Origin of the sequence: Sedimenticola selenatireducens DSM 17993, from assembly GCF_000428045.1 — a bacterium.
Taxonomy (GTDB): domain Bacteria; phylum Pseudomonadota; class Gammaproteobacteria; order Chromatiales; family Chromatiaceae; genus Sedimenticola; species Sedimenticola selenatireducens.
Genome location: NZ_ATZE01000008.1, coordinates 81,835 through 102,697, shown reverse-complemented (window position 1 = coordinate 102,697; position 20,863 = coordinate 81,835). Strand labels below are relative to the sequence as shown.

Sequence of the window (20,863 nt, the reverse complement as noted above, 5' to 3'; positions counted from 1 at the left end):
TGGACCGGTGAGGATGCTGAATAGCGCGGCTTCAACCATTCGGCGGGTCGGCCGGGGACCGCTGCGGCTTTCACCCGAATGGCTGCTGCTGTCGTTATTGCTGACAGGCGGGTTACTGTTCACCGTGCATTCCCAGTGGCTGTGGCGGCTGGATCAATTGCTCTATGATGTACAGCTCGACGCCTGGTCACGCCCGGCGCCCGGTGACTTGGTCATTGTCGCCATTGACAGTGCCAGCCTGGCGACCTACGGGCGCTGGCCCTGGCAGCGCAGCCTGCATGCCGATCTGATCGACCGGTTAACTCAGGCGGGTGCGCGTGCCATCTTCCTGGATATTCTGTTTGTCGAGCCGGATGTGCGGGACTCGCAGGGGGATGCACGGCTGGCACAGGCCGTGGCCGAAAGTGGTCGGGTGTTTTTGCCGGTCATTATCGAACAACAGCAGTATGGGGAGCTGAGCGAGACGCTACCGATGCCGGCCCTGCGGGCGCATGTCAAGGGCCTGGGGCATGTGGATATCGACCTGGATCCGGACGGGATTGCCCGACGCGTGTTTCTCCGCGAGGGTCTGGGCAGCGCGCGTTGGCCGAGCATTGGCGTGGCGCTTCTGCAGGAACTGGAGCCTGCCGCGGTTGATCCGTTACCGGGTGGCCGTAATCCGTCGGATGTGCCGGCCGACGCGCAGACCATTGTTCGGGATAACCACATTTTACTGCCCTTTGCCGGTTCGCCCGGTCATTTCCCCAGGATCTCCTACCAGGATGTGCTAACGGGTCGGTTCAGCGCGGAGGCGTTTGAGAACAAATTTGTGCTGGTCGGTGCCACCGCGCCGGGGCTGGGGGATCTGCTGCCGACGCCGGTGTCCGGTTACAGCCGGCCGATGTCGGGAGTAGAGATCAACGCCAATCTGATTGACGCCCTGAGACGTGGCATCACCATTGAGTCGCTGGCTCCGAACCGGCAGCTACAACTGAGTGGGATCATCCTGATGCTGGTGTTTCTATCTTTTCCGCTGTTAAAGCCCAACGTGGTGCTGCCAGTTGTAACCGTTTTGGCGTTATTGACGTTGGGTATGAGCGGTCTGCTGCTGCACATGTTGCATCTCTGGTTTCCTCCGACGGCGGTTTTAATCGGTCTGCTGCTCGGTTTTCCACTCTGGAGCTGGCGGCGCATGGTGCGGACGGTGCACTATTTTGAGCAGGAGTTAACCCGGTTGCGCGCGGAGCCGCGCGGCATCGGATTTCATCAATCTCCGATGCAGATCTCCCGCGGACTCCGGTTCCTGCAAATGCTCCTGTCACTCGATGGCTGGATATTGCTGGATGCCGACGACGCTGTTCTTGAGCGCAATAGTTGGCGAGCTCCGCCCACCGCGCCTGTGCTGTCAATTCCACTGGAGCCGCTGATCCAGCAGCAGCGGGTTTGGATTCGCATACCACGGGGCGACGGCCACTGGAAACTTGGAATCGAGATGAATGGAGAGCGCAGGGTGGATGATATGTTGCTGCAACTGCTGAGCGATTACACCCAACAGTTTGCCATCACCTATCTGCCTGAGCGCAGGGGCAATATTGAATTGGTGGAGCGGCAGGTGCGGCGGGTGCAATCGGCTATTGCCGACCTGAGGGCGGTGCGCAGACTGTTGTCCGATATCCTGCGCCAGATGGTGGACGGCATGCTGGTGATCAATCTGGGTGGCGAAGTGGTGATGAACAATACCCAGGCGGTGCGTCTGCTTGGCTTGCCGAATGAATCTGACCTGTCGATGATGGAGATGCTGACTCTGGCCGAGCGGATGGAGATCAAGAGCAGTGAGGGACTGGCGGGTGCACTACGACAGGTATTAGTAAAAGGCGAAACCATGTCATTGGAGGGGCGGATTCTTCAGGGCAGTGAACTGCTGATACAGATCTCGCCGCTGACCGTTGCCGGAGGGCATTTTAATGGGGCGATTGTCAACCTTTCCGATATCACCCGATTAAAAGAGAGTGAGCGTAGACGGACACAGACGCTGAATTTTCTCTCCCACGATCTGCGTTCACCGCTGACTTCGATGATCTCCATGCTGGAGATACAACGCGCGGATGTCGGACAGGTGGGCCAGGCCGAGATGGTCGAACGTATCGAAGGGTATGCTCACAAGGCACTGAAACTGGCGGATGATTTTCTACGTTTGGCCAAGGCGGAAAATGCGGATTATGATGATTTTCAGGAGATTGATCTGGTATCGGTTGGGCACAACGCAGTCGATGCCGTTTTCGCCGAGGCGCAGAAGAAAACAATCCGTCTGGTGCGTGATATGCGTCTGGAGCAGGCCTGGATTAAAGCGGACGGTGCGCTACTGGAGCGTGCGCTGATCAATCTGCTGGAGAACGCCATACGCCACAGTCCGGCCGGCGCAGTTGTTGAATTGCAGATGGACGCCGCAGCGGATGAAATCCACTGTCGAGTCAAGGATCAGGGACCGGGCATCGCCGAGGCGGATCAGATGCGGATATTTGCTCCCTTTCAGCAGGTCAGGAAAGGGAATGGCAAGGAGCAAAAAGGCACCGGACTTGGGCTTGCCTTTGTTAAAGTGGTGGCAGCGAAACATCGTGGGCGGATCAGTGTCGAAAGTGAAGTCGGCAGCGGTACCCGGTTCTGCCTTACGCTGCCTTTTACCAATGAACCACCGGTGGAGAACGAAAAAGGAGTCGGATTGGAATGATTGAAAAGATAAAGCAGTTCTTCGAGGCCCACCTGTCTCCCGATTCTGACACCATGGCAAGGGATCCGGAACACGCTCTCCGGCTGGCGGTTACCGTGTTGCTGTTTGAAGTGGCAGAGTCAGATTTCCAGCAGCAGCCAGAGGAGAAGGAAGCGCTGTTGCAGGCGGTACAGCGCTATTTCGGTCTGGGCCAGGAGCAAGCCGAGGCGTTGCTGTCCATGGCCGAGTCGGAGCACGCCGACTCCACTGACTATTACGAGTTTACCCGTCTGATCAATCAGCACTATACCGCCGAACAGAAGAACCAACTGATCGAGACACTGTGGCAGATCGCCTTTGCCGACCAGTCACTGCACCGCTACGAGGAGCATGTCATACGCCGGCTGTCAGAACTGCTCTATGTACCTCACTCGGTCTTCATCACGGCAAAGCACCGGGCCGATAATCGCTCGACATGATCTCCTGTTCTTGACTCAGGAATCACGGGGCTCCATGCTGCATAAGCCATTTTATTGGAATACTATTAATGGGCTGCCGGCTTGATCGGCTGTACTTTATTCACCATTTTTTTGGTGTGGTTATCAGGAGAGGGAAAATAATGAAAAAGGGTCTGCTTCAATCTGTGATGATGATTTCACTGCTCGGTACTGCCTCGTCGGCCGCTCTGGCCGAGGAGGGTATCCAGGGGGCGATTGATTTCAGGGAGTCGGTCATGACCACTTATAAATGGTACATGGACCCGATGGGGGCGATGGTAAAAGGCAAGATCCCGTTTGATGCCGCATTTTTTAAAAGCCGCGCCGAGGGTCTGGCCAATGCCTCCCGTCTGGATGTCTCTGAAGGCTTTCCGAAAGGATCAGTGGGTGAGAGTGAAGCCAAGCCGGAAATCTGGGATAACTGGGATGATTTTTTGAGCAAATACCAGAACATGCAAGATGAGGCGGTCAAGTTGCAGCAGGTGGCGGCGACGGGTGACGAAGCGGCAATAAAAGCGCAGTTTGGAAAAACCGGTGAAACCTGTGGTAGTTGCCATAAAAAATACCGCAGCAAGAAATAGTCGCATTACTCGGTGATCGTGTGCCGGGCCGGCCTGTGCCGGCCCGGTGCGTCCCCGGGATTTTTCCTGGCTGGACCTCCTGCCCGTTATTGGTATGATCCCCGGCTATTTATTCAAGGCACAGGAGCGCTTACCGGCGTGATCAGTCAACCAGCACCACTCTTTGACCCGTACAGTCTGGGTAATCTCCAGCTAGATAATCGAGTCGTAATGGCCCCCCTGACCCGCAGCCGGGCGGGTGCCGGTTTTGTGCCGACTCCACTGATGGCCGAATATTATGCCCAGCGCGCATCGGCGGGGTTGATTATCGCCGAGGCTTCGCAGATTTCCCAGCAGGGGCAGGGCTATCAGGATACCCCGGGTATCTACAGCCAGGAACAGACCGACGGCTGGCGTCTGGTGACCGATGCGGTGCACGCCGTCGGTGGCCATATCTTCCTGCAGCTCTGGCATGTGGGACGGGTGTCTCATAGCAGCCTGCAACCCGATGGCGGCCAGCCGGTCGGTCCCTCGGCCATCCAGGCGGACGCCCTGACCTTTGTCGATGGGGCGTTTGTCACCGCCAGCCAACCCCGGGCGCTGGCTCTGGATGAAATTTCCGGGATCGTGCAGGCCTATCGGCAGGCAACCCGCAATGCCCTGGAGGCCGGTTTCGACGGGGTGGAGATCCATGCCGCCAACGGCTACCTGATCGACCAGTTCCTGCGCGACGGGTCGAACCATCGGAATGACCGGTATGGCGGTTCGATCGAGAATCGCAGCCGTTTTCTCAGGGAGGTGATGGCGGCGGTGATTGAAGAGGCAGGTGTTGGACGGGTAGGGGTGAGGCTATCCCCGGTCAGTCCGGCCAATGGGGTAAGCAATGCGGATAATTGGGCCCTGTTTGAATCGGTGTTTGATCAACTGGAGCAGCTTGCGCCAGTCTATGTTCATGTAATCGAAGGTGCCACCATGTCATCCCGGGACCATGATCCCGAGTTTGATTTTCAACGGCTGCGAGCGCGCTTCAGTGGTACCTATATCGCCAATAATGGATATACCTCTGAGCTGGCGCACGCGTTGACCGCTAAAGACCCCAACGCGCTGGTGGCCTTTGGTCGGTCATTCATCGCCAATCCTGATCTGGTGCGGCGACTTAAGCTCAATGCACCGTTGCAGCGCCTGGACAAGCAGACCCTTTATGGTGGTGGTGCCGCCGGGTATACGGACTACCCTGCGTTGGCCATGCAGCCGGGTGATTGAGTCGGGGGTGGAGTTACGCTTGCGGGCTAACTCGACGATTCTGTTATCGTATTAGCGTCGCGCAATTCAACAACGACGGATGAATGTAATCCAGGCACTGCGAGGACGGTGTCGTCGTCACAAAAATCGGCCTGACTGGCGAGCCGTGTTGTCCCGGTCGGCCATTGCCTGGTGGTAAAGGGCGCGGTAATGCTCGGCGCTGGCGTTCCAGGAGTAGTCGCTGCCCATCGCGGTGATCTGCAACTGCTGCCATGTATCGGTTTGCAGGTATAGTTCAAGCGCGCGCTGAAGAGTGGCCAGCAGATCGGCGGATGTCTGTGTTGGGATGACAAAGCCGTTGGCCGTTCCGTTTTTTATGGTCCGGGTATTGGCGTCCACCACGGTATCCGCCAGGCCGCCGACATTCCTTACCACCGGCAGGGTGCCGTAGCGCAGGCTGTAGATCTGGTTCAGTCCACAAGGTTCAAATGATGATGGCATCAGGAACAGGTCGCTGGCAGCCTCCAGCCGGTGTGACAGCGGTTCGTTATAGCCGATGATCACTTTCAATTGTTCGGGGTGTCGGCTTGCCCACTCCGTGAGCTGCAACTCGTAATGAATGTCTCCGGTTCCGACAATGATCAGCTGGGCGGGCATCGCCAGTAGATCGGCCATGCCCTGCAGGATGATCTCAAGACCTTTTTGCTCGACCAGCCGGCTGATCATGCCGATCAGCGGAACCCCGGCATCCACCGGGAGTCCCAACTGTTGCTGCAGGCGGGTCTTGTTGATGCTTTTTTGCTGCAGATTTTGTATGCCGTAGGGAGCCTGGAGATATTTATCGTTCTGCGGATTCCATACCTTGCTGTCGATTCCATTGAGTATGCCGGAAAGCCTGTCCCGGCGATGCCGCAGCAGTCCCTCCAGTCCGTAGCCGAATTCGGGTTGCAGGATTTCACGTGCATAGGTCGGGCTGACGGTATTGATACGATCGGCAAAGGCCAGTCCACCCTTGATGAATGAGAGCTGGCCATAGAACTCAAGCCCGTCGGGGTGCCAGAGCCTGGCCGGCAGATTCAGATCCAGAAAGGTTTGATAATCAAACAGCCCCTGGTAGGCGAGATTGTGTATGGTGAACAGGGTGGCCGGCCGGCTTTGGTGCAGTTGCAGCAGCGCCGGCACCAGGCCGGATTGCCAGTCGTTGCCATGCACGATGTCGGGTTGCCAGTTGAGGTTCAGTCTGTTCAGTGCAATATCGACAGCCACCAGGCAGAAGATGGCGAAGCGCAAGGCATTGTCATGCCAGGGCTCGCCATTGCCGTCGATATAGGGGCCACCGGGGCGATCGAATGCCGCCGGACAGTGTACCAGCCAGGTAATGACGCCGCTTTCCGGCAAGTGGGTTTCGAACAGTCTCACCTCCTGGTTGTAGTAGCTGCCGCTGGCCAGCAGGGTCGGCTGTTTTATCCAGCGCATGACCTCCGGATAAGCAGGCAGAAGTATCCGCATCTCCTGACCCAATTTCGTCAGGGCAGGCGGCAGGCTGCCGGCGACATCGGCGAGGCCCCCGGTTTTTATCAGTGGAAACAGTTCGCTGGTCAGGTACAGAACGTTATTCATGTTATTTTTGCGAGTATCAGTCCGGCTAGGGGCGGCAGGTCAAGGCACAAGGAAGCCGGTCGGCCCATCCAGGGTGTATCGTCGGTCATCAGTACTTCACCGCTCCCGGCATTACTGCCGGCATAATAGACCGAATCAGAATTGAGAATCACCCGGTAGCTGCCGCTCGTGGGCGTGCCGATCCGGTAACCCTTCCTGATGACCGGAGTATAATTCAGCACCACCAGCAGATGCTCACCGTCCGCTGTGCGCAGATAGGAGAGGACCGACTGATCCGAATCGTGGCAGTCGATCCATTCGAATCCCGCGTAATCGAAATCGTACCGGTATAACGCCGGTTGTGTGGTGTAGAGCCGGTTCAGATCGGTAACCAGTCGCCTGACTCCCTGGTGCAGGGGATATTGCACCACATACCAGTCCAGCGCCTGGTCGCTGTTCCATTCATCGCCCTGGCCGAATTCACTGCCCATGAACAGCAGTTTTTTGCCGGGATAGGTAAATTGATAGGTATAGAGCAGGCGCAGATTGGCGAACCGCTGCCACTCATCCCCCGGCATTTTGTTGAGCAGGGAGCTTTTCTCGTGCACCACCTCGTCATGGGAAAACGGCAGGATAAAGTTTTCATTGAAAATGTACAGCAGTCCAAAGGTCAGCTGGTCATGGTTATAGCGGCGGTACACCGGGTCCTGCTGCATATAGTTCAGGGTGTCGTGCATCCAGCCCATGTTCCATTTCATACTGAAACCCAACCCGCCGAGGTGGACCGGGCGGGTGACTTGTGGCCAAGAGGTCGATTCCTCCGCGATCATGAGGGCGCCCGGATAGCAGTCGTGAACCACACTGTTCAGTTCCCGTAGAAAGGCGATGGCTTCCAGGTTCTCATTACCGCCATACTGGTTCGGTATCCAGTCGCCTGCCTCGCGTGAATAGTCGAGATAGAGCATGGAGGCGACGGCATCTACCCGCAGACCGTCTATGTGGTACTCCTCAAGCCAGTAAAGCGCGCTGGCGAGCAGGAAGTTTTTCACTTCGTTGCGGCCGTAATTGTAGATCAGGGTTCCCCAGTCCCGGTGTTCTCCCCGCCGTGGATCCTCGTGTTCATAGAGCGCGGAGCCGTCAAAGCGGGCGAGGCCATGCTCATCCTTGGGAAAGTGTGCCGGAACCCAGTCCAGCAGGACGCCGATCTCATGGGTATGGCAGTAATCGACAAAGTAGCGGAAATCCGCGGCATCGCCGAAGCGGCTGGTCGGTGCGAAATATCCTGTTGTCTGATAACCCCAGGAGGCATCCAGCGGGTGCTCGGTGATCGGTAGCAGCTGGATATGGGTAAAGCCGGTCTCCTTGAGATAGACCACCAGTTGATGAGCCAGCTCCCGGTAGTTGAGAAAGTGGTTATCCCGGTCGCGTTGCCATGAACCGAGATGGCATTCATAGATGGAGAGCGGCTCATGCAGCCACGCCTGGCCGGCTCTTGCCGCCATCCATCCGTTGTCCTGCCAGGGGAAAGGCAGTGCCTGTTTGGCCACTGAAGCTGTGCGCGGACGCAGTTCCATCTGTTGCGAGTAGGGATCGGTTTTGGTCAGGATGGCTCCAGAATCACGGTTACGGATTTCGTATTTATACAGACTGCCGCTTGGCAGATCGGGGATGAACAGTTCCCAGACGCCGCTAATCCCGCGCGAGCACATGGGATGACGGCGTCCATCCCAGTTGTTGAAGTCGCCGATAACACTGACCCGTTCGGCATTGGGCGCCCAGGTGGCGAACCGTATGCCGTCTATGCCATCAATGCACTTAAACTGTGCGCCGAGGATGTTGTAGATATGAAAGTGTCTGCCCGCGGAAAAAAGCTGCAGGTCTTCGTCTGAAATCTGCAGGGGAAAGCTGTAAGGGTCATGGAATAGGCTCACCCGCTGATGTGTATCCAGTCGCCGCAATCGGTAATACCGGGGGATTGCCTGGGGATCTCCGGTATAGACAAAAAAGTCACTATCCCCAATGCGCGCGAGTGATTGATCCGGCTGTTCCAGGGAGAGTTCAAGCGTGTCTGGTGAGTAGCACAACAAGGGGCCGTCACTCTGGCATTGTTGCCTGCCCAGTACGGCACAGGGGTTGTAATGTGCCGCATTGGCAATCCGGTCAAGATCCTGTCTGACGGTAGAGAGATAGCTCAATGTCTGACGGTCCAATTCATTGGTGAGAGCGGTCATTACGCAGCCTTCCTGTAGCGGGCGTTATTCACGGTTAATCCCGAAAGTATAAATAATATCTATGTGGAACAATTTTACTGTATAAGTCGATGCTTTGTCGGTAGAACAACATGGTAGCCAAAATAGACTGGATAATTCATATTTTCTAACTACGCTTTACTAGGCGTGTAGCGGATGTGTACCGGAACGCCAGGAGTTTTTTCGTGAATCCGCTGGCTGAGAGTTCAGTGGCTGTGATCAATTTGACCTGGATAGCCCCTGCTTCGGGAGCGAAGTCTCGCGAGGCGTGGGCGCGCTGCCGATGGTAGAAAATTATTACAGATCATGAAGTGATGGATAACACAGGGAAAGTACGTCGATGAAGTATAAAAACTCACCCCGCTTTATCAGTTATCTGACCCGCAACGCGCTGGCCCTGATATTGGCAGGTGGGCGGGGAGTACGCTTGAAGCAGTTGACAAAATGGCGCGCCAAACCGGCGGTGCCGTTTGGCGGAAAGTTTCGAATTATAGATTTCTCCCTGTCAAATTGCGTCAACTCGGGTATTCGCCGTATCGGGGTGCTGACGCAATATAAATCTCACTCTTTGAATTTGCACATACAACGGGGATGGGGGCATTTTCGTGGAGAGCTGCGGGAGTTCGTGGAGCTGCTGCCGGCGCAACAACGTATTGAGGCATCCTGGTACTCCGGTACGGCGGACTCGGTTTACCAAAATCTGGATATTATCCGCACCCACTCGCCTGATCATGTGCTGATCCTCGCCGGCGATCATATCTATAAAATGGATTACGGCACCATGTTGGCGAGACATGTTGATTATAACGCCGATGTAACCGTGGGTTGTATTGAAGTCCCCCTGGAAAAGGCATCGGCCTTCGGCGTCATGAGCGTTGATGAGGAGATGCGCATCAACAAGTTCGTGGAAAAACCGGAGACACCTGAGTCCATGCCCGGCAATAACCGGTACGCCTTATGTTCGATGGGAATCTATATTTTCAATACGAAGTTTTTGTACGAGCAGTTGATCCGTGATGCCGATGATCCAAAGTCCAGTCATGATTTTGGCAAGGATGTGCTTCCCCGAATCATCGATAGATACCGGGTCTGTGCCTATCCATTTACCGATTCCGACAATCGTGTACAGGCCTACTGGCGCGATGTGGGAACGGTTGATGCGTTCTGGGAAGCGAACCTGGAATTGACTGCAGTCACTCCGGAGTTGAACCTGTATGACGATGAGTGGCCGATATGGACCCTGCAGGAACAACTGCCGCCAGCCAAGTTCATTTTTGATGATGAAAAGCGCCGGGGCATGGCTATTGATTCGATGGTTTCCGGTGGCTGTATCATCTCCGGTGCAATGGTCAGGCGCTCACTATTGTTCTCCCATGTCAGTGTCAATGATTACTCACGGGTGGAATCATCTGTGGTACTGCCGGAGGTCACCATCGGGAAACGGTGTCGCATCAGTCGTGCGGTAATCGACAAGGGGTGTGATATTGCCAATGACATGGTGATAGGAGAGAACCCCGAGGAGGACCGCGAAAAATATTATGTGACACCGAATGGTGTTGTCCTGGTCACCCCGGAAATGCTCGGGCAGTCGCTTCACCATGTCCGATAAAAATTCCCGGCACAAGGTGATCAACGTTGTTCTTTACTGGCATATGCACCAGCCGGACTATCGTGATCAGCGAAATGGCGAGTACCAGCAGCCCTGGACCTATCTGCACACTATCAAGGATTATGTGGATATGGTGGCGCATCTGGAAAACAACCAGCAGGCCAGGGCGGTTGTCAATTTCGCGCCGATACTGCTGGAGCAGATAGAAGATTATACAAGCCAGCTGGATAACTATCTGCATCACGGAAAGGCGCTTCGCGATCCGCTGCTGGCGGCTCTGATAGATCCGGTTCTGTACCTGGATATCCATAGACGGCTTAAATTGATCAAGTCCTGTCTAAGGGCCAATAAACTTCGATTGATCGAGCGTTACCCGCAGTTCAATATCCTCGCGGATATGGCGCAGAATGCCATGAAGGCTCCGGAAAAACTTGCCTATTACTCCGATCAGTATTTTGTCGATCTGCTGGTCTGGTATCACCTGGCCTGGCTGGGAGAGACCGTGCGCAGGAGTGATGCCCGTGTTAAATCGTTAATGAACAGGTGCTGCAACTACACCATACATGACCGCCATCTGATAATCGAACTGATCCATGAATTGATCGATGGCGTGATTGGCCGATACCGGCGCCTTGCCGAGTCGGGACGAATCGAATTGTCCTTGACGCCCTATGCCCACCCGATGCTGCCCCTGCTGATGGATTTCAAGTGTGCCGAGGAGTCCCTGCCGGATACGCAGCTTCCGTTATCACCGGTTTATCCCGGGGGTGAAGCGCGCTGTCGCTGGCACATGGAGCAGGGACTGGCGGTGTTTGAAAAACATTTCGGATTCCTGCCGGCCGGTTGCTGGCCATCCGAAGGGGGGATCAGTGGCGAGTGCGTGGAGTTGATTGCCGGGATGGGGCTTAAGTGGCTGGCCAGCGGGGAGACGGTGTTGAGAAACTCCCTGAACAGATCACACCTGGAACAACCTCCCTGCATACACGATGCCTATAATTACAGGAACAGAGAGATCGCCTGTTTTTTTCGCGATGATGGTCTTTCCGATCTGATCGGCTTCAAGTATTCCAATTGGCATGCGGATGATGCCGTGGCCAACCTGGTGCATCATCTGGAAACCATTGCGCAGACTTGCGCCGATGAGAGCGAACCGGTGGTCTCCATCATCATGGATGGCGAGAATGCCTGGGAACACTACCCGGAGAACGGCTATTATTTTTTATCCGGGCTGTATGAAAAACTGAGCAGTCACGAAGGCATCAGACTCACCACCTATAGTGATTATCTCCAGCGGGCGACGAGCGACAGGCCGAGGCTGGAGCAGATTGTGGCCGGTAGCTGGGTCTATGGGAATTTTTCCACCTGGATTGGTGAGAAAGGGAAAAACCGGGCATGGGATATGCTCGTTGAAGCAAAAAATACCTATGACAAGGTAGTGAGTAGTGGGACTCTGGATGACGAGAGTTACCGCAATGCCACGTTGCAGTTGGCTACCTGTGAAAGTTCCGACTGGTTCTGGTGGCTGGGTGAGTACAATTCGGCAGAGTCCGTGGCGATGTTTGATGAGCTCTTCCGCTTGCACCTTAGCAACCTTTATCAATTGCTTGAAGTGGAATCACCGGACTATCTCACCCGGGTCTTCTCCGTGGGTACCGGGGCGCCGGCCATGGGAGGCGCGATGCGACCAGGCAGGCAGGAGTGATTGATCAAATCAGCAGTGAGCGGCAATCCATGGACAAATCACGTTGTGCAGGCATTCTGTTGCATCCGACCTCCCTGCCGGGCCCACTCTCCGGCGGTGATATCGGGCATGAGGCCTATCGCTTTGTCGAATTTCTGCACGCCTGTGGCATCAAGGTCTGGCAAATGTTGCCGCTCTGTCCGCCGCATGAGGATCTCTCTCCCTACCAGTGTTTCTCGGCGCATGCGGGGAATCCGGCACTGATCAGCCTTGACTGGCTGGTTGATAGAGGCTGGCTGGATCTCGAAGCTATCCGTCAACCTCAAGTGAACGGCCGGTACCGGTCCATCTGTCTAGAGCAGGCGCATGACCATTTCAATCAGGTGCCGCCGGATAGTGAGTGGAAGGGCCGTTTGCAAGAGTTCAGACTGAGTAGCAAGTCCTGGCTCGACGACTTTTGCCTGTTTGTCGGGCTAAAAAAAAGATACGGAATGAAACCCTGGTATCTGTGGCCGCCGGGGTTACGCCAGCGCAACAAGTCGGCGCTGTTGCAGGCGGCAAGTGAACTGTCGCAAGAGATCGATCAAGCGGTTTTTGAGCAGTTTGTGTTTTTCACCCAGTGGCGCGAGATTCGTGAATACGCCGCCCGGTACAACGTGCGTATTTTTGGTGACATGCCAATTTTCGTTTCCCATGACAGTGCAGATGTCTGGGCCAATCGTGAAAACTTCCAGGTAAATGAAGACGGTAGTATGACTTATGTGTCCGGCGTGCCACCCGATGCGTTTTCTCCTACGGGACAGAAGTGGGGCAACCCACTCTATGACTGGGAGTACATGCAGCGTGACGGGTTCAAGTGGTGGAAAGATCGGCTGGCGACCCTGCTGCAGTTATTCGACCTGATTCGCGTGGACCATTTTCGCGGGCTCGATGCCTGCTGGGAAATACCGGCAGAGGACGAAACGGCCATCAACGGACACTGGCGTGATGTCCCCGGTGAGACCCTGTTGAAGGCACTGCACGACTGCTATCCGTCCCTGCCCCTGATTGCTGAAGATCTTGGCGTCATCACTGATCGGGTCCACGCACTTAAGGAGCGTTTCGGCCTGCCGGGAATGAAGGTGCTGCAGTTTGCCTTCGACGGGAATAGCGCCAATCCTCATCTGCCGCATCGGCACAGACATTGTGACGTGGTGTATACGGGTACGCACGACAATGACACAACCCTCGGCTGGATCAAGGATGAAGAAAAATACAATAAGGATTTCTTTTTAGCCTATAGCGGCTGTCGCAGTGATTCGGCGGAAGAGCAGATGCTGGCCATGCTGCGCATGGCATTGTCATCGGTGTCGTTTCTCTGCGTGTTGCCCATGCAGGATATTCTGTTGCTCGATTCCAGTGCGCGCATGAATACACCGGGAACTGTCTGCGGCAACTGGGCCTGGCGCTTTTCCTGGCACCAGGTAAATCCCGAGCGAACTGAACAAATTACCCGTTTAATAGCCTTGTACCAGAGGTGAAAGCATGTCCAACTTGAACAAGGAGTGTAACGATGAGCTGTTTGATATCGAGACTCCGGCCTCCGACAGTGATGCCATTGCCAGTGATTTTCAGCGCTATCTGACGCAGCATCTCGGGCGGTTTATCGGCTGCATGCCGCTCTATCAATACGAGGCGCTGGCCCTCACCATCCGGGACAGAATAATGACCGACTGGCGGGATACCTGGCGGCGTTATGATGAGCAGGGCGTACGCCGGGCCTATTATCTGTCACTGGAGTTTCTGATCGGTCGTTCGCTGGGCAATCATATACTCAATCTTGGGCTTGACCGTGAAACCGAAGAGGCGATGAACCGGTTTGCCCTGGACCTTGAAGGGATCATGTCTGAAGAGGTGGATGCCGGGCTGGGCAATGGGGGGCTCGGCCGACTGGCCGCCTGTTTCATGGACAGTTGCGCCTGCCTGCAATTACCGGTAATCGGTTATGGCATACGCTACCAGTACGGCATGTTCAGGCAGGAAATCGAGAACGGTTTCCAGGTAGAGGAACCGGATCACTGGCTACGTGACGGCAACCCCTGGGAGCTGGAACGCCCCGAGTTTAAAAACCTGATCCGTTTCGGGGGGCGGGTCGAGACTGTCACCGACAGCCAGGGGAAAAGCCGCAGCGTCTGGGTGGATACCGCCAATGTGCTGGCGATACCCTATGATGTGCCGATCTCCGGTTACAGAAACCACACCATCAATACCTTGCGCCTGTGGTCCGCCAGTGCGACCAGCGACTTCAATCTCGAGGAGTTCAATGCGGGCAGTTACTCGGAAGCGGTGGAGGCCAAGAACGATGCCGAGCATATCACCATGGTGCTGTATCCGAATGATGTGAGTGAAAACGGCAGGGAGCTGCGCCTGAAACAACAATATTTCCTCGCCTCGGCAAGCCTGCAGGATGTCCTGAGAATGTGGGAGAACAACCAGGGCCGCGATTACGCAAGTTTCAAGTCACGGAATGTATTCCACCTCAATGACACCCATCCAACGATTGCGGTCGCCGAACTGATGCGGTTGCTGATGGATGAAAAGGGCCTGGCCTGGGATGATGCGTGGGAGATCACCAGCCATTGCATGGCCTATACCAATCATACCCTGCTCCCCGAGGCGCTGGAGAAGTGGCCCGTGGCCCTGTTTGAATATCTGCTGCCGCGGCTGTTGCAGATCATCTATGAGATCAATGCCCGGTTTCTCAGGATGGTCGCGATGAAATGGCCTGGAGATACGCAGCGGCAACGCCGGATGTCCATTATTGAAGAGGGCGAGGTCAGACAGATTCGCATGGCCTACCTGGCTATTGTCGGCAGTTTTTCAGTAAATGGTGTGGCCGCCCTGCATTCCCGGTTGTTGAGCTGTGGACTGTTCAGGGACTTTTATGAGCTGTGGCCGGAGCGGTTCAACAATAAAACCAACGGGGTGACGCCACGGCGCTGGGTGGCTTATGCCAATCCCGGCATGAGTGCCCTGATCACAGAGAAGATCGGTCATGACTGGGTACAGGATTATGGGAAGATCGCCGCTCTTGGTGCCTATGCCGATGATGAAGGATTCAGGCAGCGCTGGCATGCGGTGAAGCAGGCGAACAAGCAGCGGCTGGCGGATATGGTGATGCACTATTGTCAGGTTGAGTTCGACACGGACGCGCTGTTTGATGTGCAGGTTAAACGGATACACGAATACAAGCGCCAGCTGCTGAATATGCTGCACGTGATTCACCTGTATGACCGGATAAAGCGGGGTGATATCGAACATTGGACCAATCGCTGCGTCCTTATCGGCGGTAAGGCGGCGCCCGGTTACCGGATGGCCAAGAACATTATCAAGCTGGTGAATAATGTGGCAGAGGTGGTGAACAACGACCCGCAGGTGAATGGTCTGCTCAAACTGGCCTTTATACCCAATTACGGTGTTTCAAAAATGGAGGTGATCTGTCCCGGTACGGATCTCTCGGAACAGATATCAACCGCCGGCAAGGAGGCTTCGGGTACCGGCAATATGAAATTCATGATGAATGGCGCCGTTACCATCGGCACTTATGACGGCGCCAATATCGAGATCATGGATGCGGTGGGAGAAGACAACTTTTTCCTGTTTGGTCTGCGTGCCGAGGAGGTTGACAGGGAGCATGCCCAATACAATCCCGGCCTGCTGATCGAGCAGGATGAGGATCTGCGGCGGGTGATGCATCTGCTACGTTGCGGCCACTTCAGCACCTTCGAGTCCGCTATCTTTGAAGAGCTGATCGACTCTCTGCAGAGCCCCGGCGATCCATGGCTGACCCTGGCCGACTTCAGAAGTTACATAGATGCCCAGAAGCGGGTGTCGCTGGCCTACCAGGATCGAAGTTGCTGGCTGAAAATGAGTATCGCCAATACCGCCTGTAGCGGCCATTTCTCAACAGACAGAACTATCAGTGAATACAATGAGGGGATCTGGAAACTCCAGGCCAGGCCCCGGGATGAACAGTCTCGCTCAAGAACAGCAATAAAGGAGACGTAACTGGGCCGAAAGGGAAGAGGTGCATATGTCAGATTTAACCGAGCTGGCCGTGTGGTCGGCGCTCAAACATCACTATGCCGAGATTCGTCACCAACACATGCGCGATATGTTTAACGAGGATCAGCAGCGGTTTGACCGGTTCTCCCTGCGGATCAACGATATTCTCTATGACTATTCCAAGAACCATATAACGTCTGAAACCCTCGGGCTGCTGGTGCAACTGGCGGAGCAGGCGCAACTGCCGCGCTGGATTGAGCGGTTATTTAATGGTGATCTCATTAACAACACCGAGCGCCGTGCAGTTCTGCACACTGCCCTGAGAGCCAGGGCGGGGGATGAGATCATCCTGGACGGAGTCAATGTGGTCAGTGAAATCAGTCACGAGCGGCTGCGGGTCAACCGGCTGGGGGAAGCGATACGGACCCGGGAGTGGCGCGGCGTGACTAATCAGCCGATAACCGATGTGGTCAATATCGGTATCGGTGGCTCGCATCTTGGACCGTTGATGGTTACCGAGGCACTCAGGCCTTTTACGCTGCATGACCTGGATGTGCACTTTGTATCTAACGTGGATGAAAATCACATCAACGATACGCTGGAGTTTCTCAACCCCGAGACGACATTTTTCATTATCTCGTCCAAGACCTTCACCACCCAGGACACCATGGTCAATGCCGAAACGGCACGGCAATGGTACATACACAAGGTCGGCTCCGCCGAACAGATCCAGCGCCACTTTGCGGCCGTCACCTCCAACGCGCGTCTGGCCCGGGAGTTTGGCATCGCCGAGGATAATATATTCAAGATCTGGGATTGGGTCGGCGGGCGTTATTCACTCTGGTCCGCCATCGGTCTGGCGATCGTGGTAGCCATCGGATCCAGGCAGTTCGATCAGTTGCTGGAAGGGGCGCATGATGTGGATGTGCACTTCAGACAAACACCGTTGGAACGGAATATCCCGGTTATCATGGCCATGCTCGGGATCTGGTATAACAACTTTTTTAACGCCCAGACCATGGCGATCCTGCCCTATGATCAGCACCTGCACTGTTTTCCCGGCTATCTGCAACAGGCGGACATGGAGAGCAATGGCAAGTGCGTGGACCGCAGCGGCAGGGCGGTGGATTACTCCACCGGCCCAGTGCTGTTCGGCGAGATTGGTATTGCCGCGCAACATGCGTTTTTCCAGTTGTTGCATCAGGGCACCAAGCTGGTTCCTGCGGATATCCTGGCGCCGATCTACACCGTTCGCTGCATCCAGCGTCATCACCGGGCGTTGATGTCCAATGTGTTCGCCCAGGCCGAGGCGCTGATGCGCGGCAAGACCGCCGAGGAGGCGCGTCAGGAGATGCTGGCGACTGGGATGGAGTCTGCGGAGATCGAGCGGCTGTTGCCGTATCGGGTATTTCCCGGCAATCGGCCAACCAGCACCCTGTTGTTCAATACGCTGGATCCCAAAACCCTGGGTTCGCTCATCGCCCTGTATGAGCACAAGATATTTGTCCAGGGTGTTATCTGGAATATCAACTCCTTCGATCAGTGGGGGGTGGAACTGGGCAAACAGCTGGCATCAACCATTCGGCAGGAGCTGGATGATGGACGGACGGTTTCCGGTCATGACTGTTCCACCAATGGCCTGATCAACTATTACAAACGCCAGCGGCCGGTAAACAGGCAGCAGACGTAGCGGGGTTGCTATGCGAATTCTGGCCGGTGATATCGGTGGCACCCACGCACGTCTGATCTATGTGGACGACAACTCGGATTGTCCGGTCAGGCATAGCGGCAGTTATGCCTGCGCAGGCTACCCGGGACTGATGCCCGTGATCGAGTCATTTCTGTCCCACTATGCTATCGATAAATCGTTTGACGCCGTCTGTCTCGCGGTGGCCGGGCCGGTGTTTGCAGGCGAGGCCGTAATCACCAATCTGCCCTGGGAGATTTCCGCCGACAGGCTCGCGGCACAGTTGGGCACCAGAAACATGTTTCTGATCAATGATCTGGTTGCCGTGGCCTGGGCCGTGCAGGGACTTCAGCCGGACCGGATTGTGCTGTTGCAGGCGGGGCTCGATCAACCTGCAACCCCGCGCAGGGCGGCGGTGGTGGGTGTCGGTACCGGACTGGGGGCAGCTGAACTGGTCTGGAGCGAGGGGCATTACACCGCGTTCAGCAGCGAGGCGGGGCATGCAGGGTTTGCCCCGGCCACGGTTGAGCAGGAGCAACTGCTGGCCTGGCTGCATCAACGGCATGACCGCGTCAGCGTCGAGATGCTGCTCTCCGGTAACGGCATTCACAAACTCTACAGGTTTTTCAGGGATGTCCTGGGAGTAACCGAATCCAGCCGGGTAGCGGTTCAGATAGCGCAAGCCGATGATCCGGCAGCGCTGATCAGTCGGCGAGCCCTGGCCGCTGATGATGAACTCTGCACCCGCGCCCTGGCCTGTTTTGTTGAAATCCTCGGGGCGGCGGTGGGGGATATCGCCCTGCACTATTTCCCGCTCAATGCCGTCTATCTGGCCGGTGGTGTGGTGGCCGGGATAGCGCCTCTGCTGCAAGACCACCGATTTCTTCATGCATTGACCCGCAAAGGTCCCATGCGGACCCATCTGCAGAAGCTGTCGGTGACCCTGATCATGTCCGGCACGGCCGGCCTGGATGGCGCCGTTGCCTATGCCCGCCGGCGGTGTGTGCGGTGAATACATGACGGTCGGATTGCCCGGCTCAGGTGTAGCTCGAATTAGCGGCAGCGTCATCCGACAATTAATCCATGCCAGATGTGCCGGAAATGTTGTCGGGTTACGCCCTGATGGGCTAACCCGACCAAGGCTACTACATCCGGAACATCCAATGGGTTGCCGGAGTGTTAGTTGGAGATCAGCTCTTCGATCGTTTTAACAACAGCTGCCTGTTCGTCCTCCATCGCGATCCGCTTTTGCTCGGTCAGCATTTCGCGCAGGATCTCCAGGGTGGTCAGGGGATTGGCCAGTACCACCCGAAATACCGTGATGATGTCATTGTCGTATTTTGGCCGAGAGAGCCGGGTACGGGAGACAAAGCTTTGACCGGCCGCGCGCTGACTTTTCTGGATCTGTTTGGTCAGGGTGTTGAGTTGGCGGTTGATTGTGGCGCGCTGCTCCGTGGAGGCATAGGAGAGTGCCGCCTGCACGTCGGCCGGAACATAGCGGTAAGTAAGCAGATTCAGTTCCGGGCGGGTGATCAGCTCAAAATTGGGGTCGGCCGCGATCATTTCGGCAAATGCCCTGGCGATATCGATTCCCTTGTCTATCAGCAGTTCATAACCCTTGCGGCCGATAATGTTCAGTGCCGAGTGAACCAGCATGGCTGTGCCCGGGCGTGAACCCTCCAGGGTGTGGCTGCCGAGATCCTTGGAGCCCTTGCGCAGAATATACTCGGCATGGTGTTCAATACTGGCCAGAGAAGCGGGGTTCTTGAACAGCACCATGCCCGCACCCATCGGCACATAGAGCTGTTTGTGGGCGTCGATGGTTACCGAGTCGGCCCGCTCAATCCCCTTAAGAAGTGGCTTGTGGGTTTCAGAGAACAGAGTGGGCCCTCCCCAGGCGGCATCGACATGGAAATGACACCCTTGCTGTTCGGCGATATCCGCCAGCCGGTCCAGCGGGTCCACATTGCCGGTCTCGGTGGTACCGGCGATGCCCACCAGACTGAGTATTTTGATGCGTTGTTCCCTGAGGCGTGCGCAGGTCGCCAGTAGCTGCCCGATATCGATGCGGTTATCCCGGTCAGTCGGAATGGCGACGATCGCATCCCGGCCGATCCCCAGGAGGTCGGCCGCCTTGCCGAAGGAGTAGTGTCCGCGTTGCGAAATCAGTACCGCGACCCCTTCGCACTGGTAGTGTTTGAGCGCCCGGTAGAAGCCCTCACGGGCGATCCCGCGAAAACCTTCAGTGGCAGGGAACAGGTTATTGCGCGCCACCCAGAGCGCGGTGATATTGGCCAGGGTGCCGCCAGAGCAGAAGGCCCCCAAGGCGCAGTCCCGATCGTGCATCCAGTGCTGGTAATAGGCGTCGTCGTTGCCGTAGATCATGGCGTGAAGCATGCCCAGCACCTGCCTTTCCATCGGTGTAAAGGCCTTTGAGGTCTCTATTTTGACCAGATTCTGGTTCAGCGCCGTCATGATTCGTGACAGCGGCAGCATGAAGCTCGGCAGCGCGGAGGTCATGTGGCCGACGAACCCGGGAGCGGCGGTATGCACCGACTGGGCTACCAGTGTGTCCAGCAGGAAATCGGTATAGTCAGAGACGAAAGTGGGCTGTTCAGGAATCCGGGGAGAAGAGAAGTCCTGTTCGATGATCGCCAGATCCTGTTCGGTTGCCACGATCCGGTTGCGCAGAAATCCGGTCAGGTTCTGGGATATCTCCTGGTCGATCTTGCCCAGTGTGGAGTCGGGTGATTCAGGTATGGTGAAAATCCGATACAGATTACTCAGATTGGCGACCGCATGTTTCTGGTCACTTGCTTTGCCTGGATTCATCATCGCTTTTGGAACACTCTGCTGATTGCCAGGGGTTGAATGTAGAGCCTGACCCGGACTCTGTCGAGTATTTTTTGCTGCTGCGCATCATTAAGGTAACATGAGACCTGTCCGCTATCGTTATACTAAGGTTAAAAGCAGATTGGTATCGTTTGAAATGTTTTGGCATTTTTATCC

The 20,863-nt window shown here is 55.9% G+C and carries 13 protein-coding genes; 10 read left to right on the top strand and 3 right to left on the bottom strand.

The genetic code is table 11. The features are described from left to right. Nucleotides 1–13: 13 nt before the first annotated feature. The 4 genes from A3GO_RS26690 to A3GO_RS0107005 all read left to right on the top strand — a co-directional run bounded on the left by A3GO_RS26690 (nt 14) and on the right by A3GO_RS0107005 (nt 5,006). Nucleotides 14–2,707, top strand: coding sequence for a CHASE2 domain-containing protein (locus tag A3GO_RS26690; RefSeq protein WP_051301920.1), 2,694 nt, complete (start codon nt 14–16; stop codon nt 2,705–2,707). Beyond that, nucleotides 2,704–3,165: a tellurite resistance TerB family protein gene (locus A3GO_RS0107015; protein ID WP_029132799.1), complete on the top strand. Its 462-nt coding sequence runs from the start codon at nt 2,704–2,706 to the stop codon at nt 3,163–3,165. Before A3GO_RS26690 ends, A3GO_RS0107015 begins: the two co-directional genes overlap by 4 nt. Before the next feature lie 140 nt (nt 3,166–3,305). Next, complete coding sequence (locus A3GO_RS0107010) at nt 3,306–3,764, top strand: c-type cytochrome (protein WP_029132798.1); 459 nt, start codon at nt 3,306–3,308, stop codon at nt 3,762–3,764. Nucleotides 3,765–3,902: 138 nt separating this feature from the next. Further along, nucleotides 3,903–5,006: an alkene reductase gene (locus tag A3GO_RS0107005; protein WP_335340015.1), complete on the top strand. Its 1,104-nt coding sequence runs from the start codon at nt 3,903–3,905 to the stop codon at nt 5,004–5,006. Between the two features lie 117 nt (nt 5,007–5,123). On the opposite strand, the gene glgA is transcribed toward A3GO_RS0107005, so the two are convergent. Then, nucleotides 5,124–6,605: a glycogen synthase GlgA gene (gene glgA, locus A3GO_RS22915; protein ID WP_051301919.1), complete on the bottom strand. Its 1,482-nt coding sequence runs from the start codon at nt 6,603–6,605 to the stop codon at nt 5,124–5,126. Then, nucleotides 6,602–8,815 carry a 1,4-alpha-glucan branching protein GlgB gene (gene glgB / locus A3GO_RS0106995; protein ID WP_051301918.1) on the bottom strand — a complete coding sequence of 738 codons (2,214 nt, stop codon included), beginning with the start codon at nt 8,813–8,815 and terminating at the stop codon, nt 6,602–6,604. Before glgB ends, glgA begins: the two co-directional genes overlap by 4 nt. A gap of 358 nt (nt 8,816–9,173) precedes the next feature. On the opposite strand from glgB, the gene glgC reads away from it, so the two are divergent. The 6 genes from glgC to glk are packed head-to-tail and all read left to right on the top strand — an operon-like array spanning nt 9,174 to nt 18,866. After that, complete coding sequence (glgC, locus tag A3GO_RS0106990; RefSeq protein ID WP_029132795.1) at nt 9,174–10,442, top strand: glucose-1-phosphate adenylyltransferase; 1,269 nt, start codon at nt 9,174–9,176, stop codon at nt 10,440–10,442. Continuing rightward, a complete protein-coding gene (locus A3GO_RS0106985; protein ID WP_029132794.1) occupies nt 10,432–12,144 on the top strand; it encodes a glycoside hydrolase family 57 protein in 1,713 nt (570 codons plus the stop codon). The genes glgC and A3GO_RS0106985 overlap by 11 nt, the downstream gene beginning before the upstream one ends. Then, nucleotides 12,141–13,643, top strand: a complete 1,503-nt coding sequence (gene malQ, locus A3GO_RS0106980; protein WP_335340014.1) for a 4-alpha-glucanotransferase — start codon at nt 12,141–12,143, stop codon at nt 13,641–13,643. Before A3GO_RS0106985 ends, malQ begins: the two co-directional genes overlap by 4 nt. Nucleotides 13,644–13,647: 4 nt before the next feature. Continuing rightward, nucleotides 13,648–16,170 (top strand): glycogen/starch/alpha-glucan phosphorylase, encoded by a 2,523-nt coding sequence (locus A3GO_RS22910; RefSeq protein ID WP_051301917.1) that lies wholly within the window; start codon nt 13,648–13,650, stop codon nt 16,168–16,170. Between the two features lie 25 nt (nt 16,171–16,195). Next, nucleotides 16,196–17,857, top strand: a complete 1,662-nt coding sequence (gene pgi / locus A3GO_RS0106970; RefSeq protein ID WP_029132792.1) for a glucose-6-phosphate isomerase — start codon at nt 16,196–16,198, stop codon at nt 17,855–17,857. Between the two features lie 10 nt (nt 17,858–17,867). Continuing rightward, on the top strand, nt 17,868–18,866 hold the full coding sequence (gene glk, locus A3GO_RS0106965; RefSeq protein WP_029132791.1) for a glucokinase: 999 nt from the start codon (nt 17,868–17,870) through the stop codon (nt 18,864–18,866). Nucleotides 18,867–19,033: 167 nt separating this feature from the next. Here glk and panP read toward each other — a convergent pair whose 3' ends face one another. Further along, on the bottom strand, nt 19,034–20,689 hold the full coding sequence (gene panP / locus A3GO_RS0106960; RefSeq protein WP_245621684.1) for a pyridoxal-dependent aspartate 1-decarboxylase PanP: 1,656 nt from the start codon (nt 20,687–20,689) through the stop codon (nt 19,034–19,036). Between the last annotated feature and the right edge of the window lie 174 nt (nt 20,690–20,863).